Genomic DNA, 4,077 nt, shown 5'->3' on the forward strand with positions numbered 1-4,077 from the left:
AGCAAACAGGATTAGATACCCTGGTAGTCCACGCCCTAAACGATGTCAACTGGTTGTTGGGAATTCACTTTCTCAGTAACGAAGCTAACGCGTGAAGTTGACCGCCTGGGGAGTACGGCCGCAAGGTTAAAACTCAAAGGAATTGACGGGGACCCGCACAAGCGGTGGATGATGTGGTTTAATTCGATGCAACGCGAAAAACCTTACCCACCTTTGACATGTATGGAAGATCGCAGAGACGCGATTGTGCTCGAAAGAGAGCCATAACACAGGTGCTGCATGGCTGTCGTCAGCTCGTGTCGTGAGATGTTGGGTTAAGTCCCGCAACGAGCGCAACCCTTGTCCTTAGTTGCNATTGTGCTCGAAAGAGAGCCATAACACAGGTGCTGCATGGCTGTCGTCAGCTCGTGTCGTGAGATGTTGGGTTAAGTCCCGCAACGAGCGCAACCCTTGCCATTAGTTGCTACATTCAGTTGGGCACTCTAATGGGACTGCCGGTGACAAACCGGAGGAAGGTGGGGATGACGTCAAGTCCTCATGGCCCTTATAGGTGGGGCTACACACGTCATACAATGGCTGGTACAAAGGGTTGCCAACCCGCGAGGGGGAGCTAATCCCATAAAGCCAGTCGTAGTCCGGATCGCAGTCTGCAACTCGACTGCGTGAAGTCGGAATCGCTAGTAATCGTGGATCAGAATGTCACGGTGAATACGTTCCCGGGTCTTGTACACACCGCCCGTCACACCATGGGAGCGGGTTCTGCCAGAAGTAGTTAGCCTAACCGCAAGGAGGGCGATTACCACGGCAGGGTTCGTGACTGGGGTGAAGTCGTAACAAGGTAGCCGTATCGGAAGGTGCGGCTGGATCACCTCCTTTCTGGAAAACCGCAGTTTAATTTGAACGCCCACACTTATCGGTTGTTGGAAGAAGTCGCTGTAGAGTGGCGGATGCTTGGGTATCTGTCGCAAGCAGTGGCCGGCTTGGGTCTGTAGCTCAGTTGGTTAGAGCACCGTCTTGATAAGGCGGGGGTCGGTGGTTCGAGACCACCCAGACCCACCAAGTGCTACAGGTCACGGACGACACCACAATGCGACAAGCGGCAAAGAGTCCAGGGGGGATTAGCTCAGCTGGGAGAGCACCTGCTTTGCAAGCAGGGGGTCGTCGGTTCGATCCCGTCATCCTCCACCAACCAACACGATGCACCCGCAAGGGTGATGAATCAACACCAAAGCAGCTTTGCAAAAGGCTGCTTTGATGTTGATCGATATCCATCGATCAATCGGCTGTTCTTTAAAAATTCATAGAGTCGAATCAGCGTTGCTGATGGAAACTGCACATTCGTAAAGGTTTAGTGCAGACCGTGCCATCAGCAACAAGAATTTTTTGATTGCGTCAAAACGAATATTCAAACTAGCTTTGAAATTCAAAAGTAATACGATGAAGACTCGAAAGAGTCGTAGTTGATTACGGCATAACGCGCAAGGTGAAAGACCTTGCAAGTCCTTGAAAGAAAATGGAGATGTTTCGCAAGAGACGTCAAAGTTATAGGGTCAAGTGACTAAGAGCATGTGGTGGATGCCTTGGCGATGATAGGCGACGAAAGACGTGATAGCCTGCGATAAGCTTCGGGGAGCTGGCAAATAAGCTTTGATCCGGAGATTTCTGAATGGGGAAACCCACCCTTAGGGGTATCGCACACTGAATACATAGGTGTGCGAGGCGAACCGGGTGAACTGAAACATCTCAGTAGCTCGAGGAAAAGACATCAACCGAGATTCCGAAAGTAGTGGCGAGCGAAATCGGAGAAGCCTTGCAGTGATAGCACGACGGTTAGCAAAACGGAATGGAAAGTCCGGCCATAGCAGGTGATAGCCCTGTATGCGAAAACCGACGTGTGGTACTAGGCTGCAGACAAGTAGGGCGGGACACGAGAAATCCTGTCTGAATATGGGGGGACCATCCTCCAAGGCTAAATACTCATCATCGACCGATAGTGAACCAGTACCGTGAGGGAAAGGCGAAAAGAACCCCGGGAGGGGAGTGAAATAGATCCTGAAACCGCATGCTTACAAAAAGTAGGAGCCTCGCAAGGGGTGACTGCGTACCTTTTGTATAATGGGTCAGCGACTTACATTCAGTGGCAAGGTTAACCGAATAGGGAAGCCGTAGAGAAATCGAGTCCGAATAGGGCGAACATAGTCGCTGGGTGTAGACCCGAAACCAAGTGATCTATCCATGGCCAGGATGAAGGTGCCGTAACAGGTACTGGAGGTCCGAACCGACTAATGTTGCAAAATTAGCGGATGAGCTGTGGATAGGGGCGAAAGGCTAAACAAACTTGGAAATAGCTGGTTCTCTCCGAAAACTATTTAGGTAGTGCCTCAAGTATTACCGTCGGGGGTAGAGCACTGTTTAGGCTAGGGGGTCATGGCGACTTACCAAACCTATGCAAACTCCGAATACCGACGAGTACAGCTTGGGAGACAGAGCACCGGGTGCTAACGTCCGGACTCAAGAGGGAAACAACCCAGACCGCCAGCTAAGGTCCCTAAAATTGGCTAAGTGGGAAACGAAGTGGGAAGGCTAAAACAGTCAGGATGTTGGCTTAGAAGCAGCCATCATTTAAAGAAAGCGTAATAGCTCACTGATCGAGTCGTCCTGCGCGGAAGATGTAACGGGGCTAAGCCAGTTACCGAAGCTGCGGATGTGCAATTTATTGCACGTGGTAGGAGAGCGTTCTGTAGGCCTGTGAAGGTGTCTGGTAATGGATGCTGGAGGTATCAGAAGTGCGAATGCTGACATGAGTAGCGTTAAAGGGGGTGAAAAGCCCCCTCGCCGTAAGCGCAAGGTTTTCTACGCAACGTTCATCGGCGTAGAGTGAGTCGGCCCCTAAGGCGAGGCAGAGATGCGTAGCTGATGGGAAACAGGTCAATATTCCTGTACCGATCAATAGTGCGATGTGGGGACGGAGAAGGTTAGCTCAGCCAACTGTTGGATATGTTGGTTCAAGCCTGTAGTCGTGCCCGGTAGGCAAATCCGCCGGGCTTAGATGAGGGGTGATAACGAGTCTGCTTGCAGACGAAGTGAGTGATACCCTGCTTCCAGGAAAAGCCACTAAGCTTCAGCTATTGACGACCGTACCGCAAACCGACACTGGTGCGCGAGATGAGTATTCTAAGGCGCTTGAGAGAACTCTGGAGAAGGAACTCGGCAAATTGATACCGTAACTTCGGGAGAAGGTATGCCCCAATTAGGTGAACTTGAACAAAGGGAGCCGAAAGGGGTTGCAAAAAATCGGTGGCTGCGACTGTTTAATAAAAACACAGCACTCTGCAAACACGAAAGTGGACGTATAGGGTGTGACGCCTGCCCGGTGCTGGAAGATTAAATGATGGGGTGCAAGCTCTTGATTGAAGTCCCAGTAAACGGCGGCCGTAACTATAACGGTCCTAAGGTAGCGAAATTCCTTGTCGGGTAAGTTCCGACCTGCACGAATGGCGTAACGATGGCCACACTGTCTCCTCCAGAGACTCAGCGAAGTTGAAATGTTTGTGATGATGCAATCTCCCCGCGGAAAGACGGAAAGACCCCATGAACCTTTACTGTAGCTTTGTATTGGACTTTGANTGGCCACACTGTCTCCTCCAGAGACTCAGCGAAGTTGAAATGTTTGTGATGATGCAATCTCCCCGCGGAAAGACGGAAAGACCCCATGAACCTTTACTGTAGCTTTGTATTGGACTTTGAACAGATCTGTGTAGGATAGGTGGGAGGCTTTGAAGTGTGGTCGCTAGATCGCATGGAGCCAACGTTGAAATACCACCCTGGTGTGTTTGAGGTTCTAACCCAGGTCCCTTATCGGGATCGGGGACAGTGCATGGTAGGCAGTTTGACTGGGGCGGTCTCCTCCCAAAGCGTAACGGAGGAGTTCGAAGGTACGCTAGTTACGGTCGGACATCGTGACGATAGTGCAATGGCATAAGCGTGCTTAACTGCGAGACTGACAAGTCGAGCAGATGCGAAAGCAGGACATAGTGATCCGGTGGTTCTGTATGGAAGGGCCATCGCTCAACGGAT

At 51.1% G+C, this 4,077-nt stretch carries 2 tRNA genes and 2 rRNA genes; all 4 read left to right on the forward strand.

Annotated features, from left to right (window positions below):
- A 16S ribosomal RNA gene (locus QZH66_RS14440) occupies positions 1-876 on the forward strand; the annotation flags it as partial.
- A gap of 106 nt (positions 877-982) precedes the next feature.
- Positions 983-1,059 (forward strand) — tRNA-Ile (locus tag QZH66_RS14445).
- A 53-nt stretch (positions 1,060-1,112) separates the two neighbouring features.
- Positions 1,113-1,188, forward strand: a tRNA-Ala gene (locus tag QZH66_RS14450).
- A gap of 360 nt (positions 1,189-1,548) precedes the next feature.
- Positions 1,549-4,077: ribosomal RNA gene (locus QZH66_RS14455) — 23S ribosomal RNA — on the forward strand; the annotation flags it as partial.

It is taken from the genome of Stenotrophomonas sp. YIM B06876, assembly GCF_030711595.1.
Lineage (GTDB): Bacteria > Pseudomonadota > Gammaproteobacteria > Xanthomonadales > Xanthomonadaceae > Stenotrophomonas.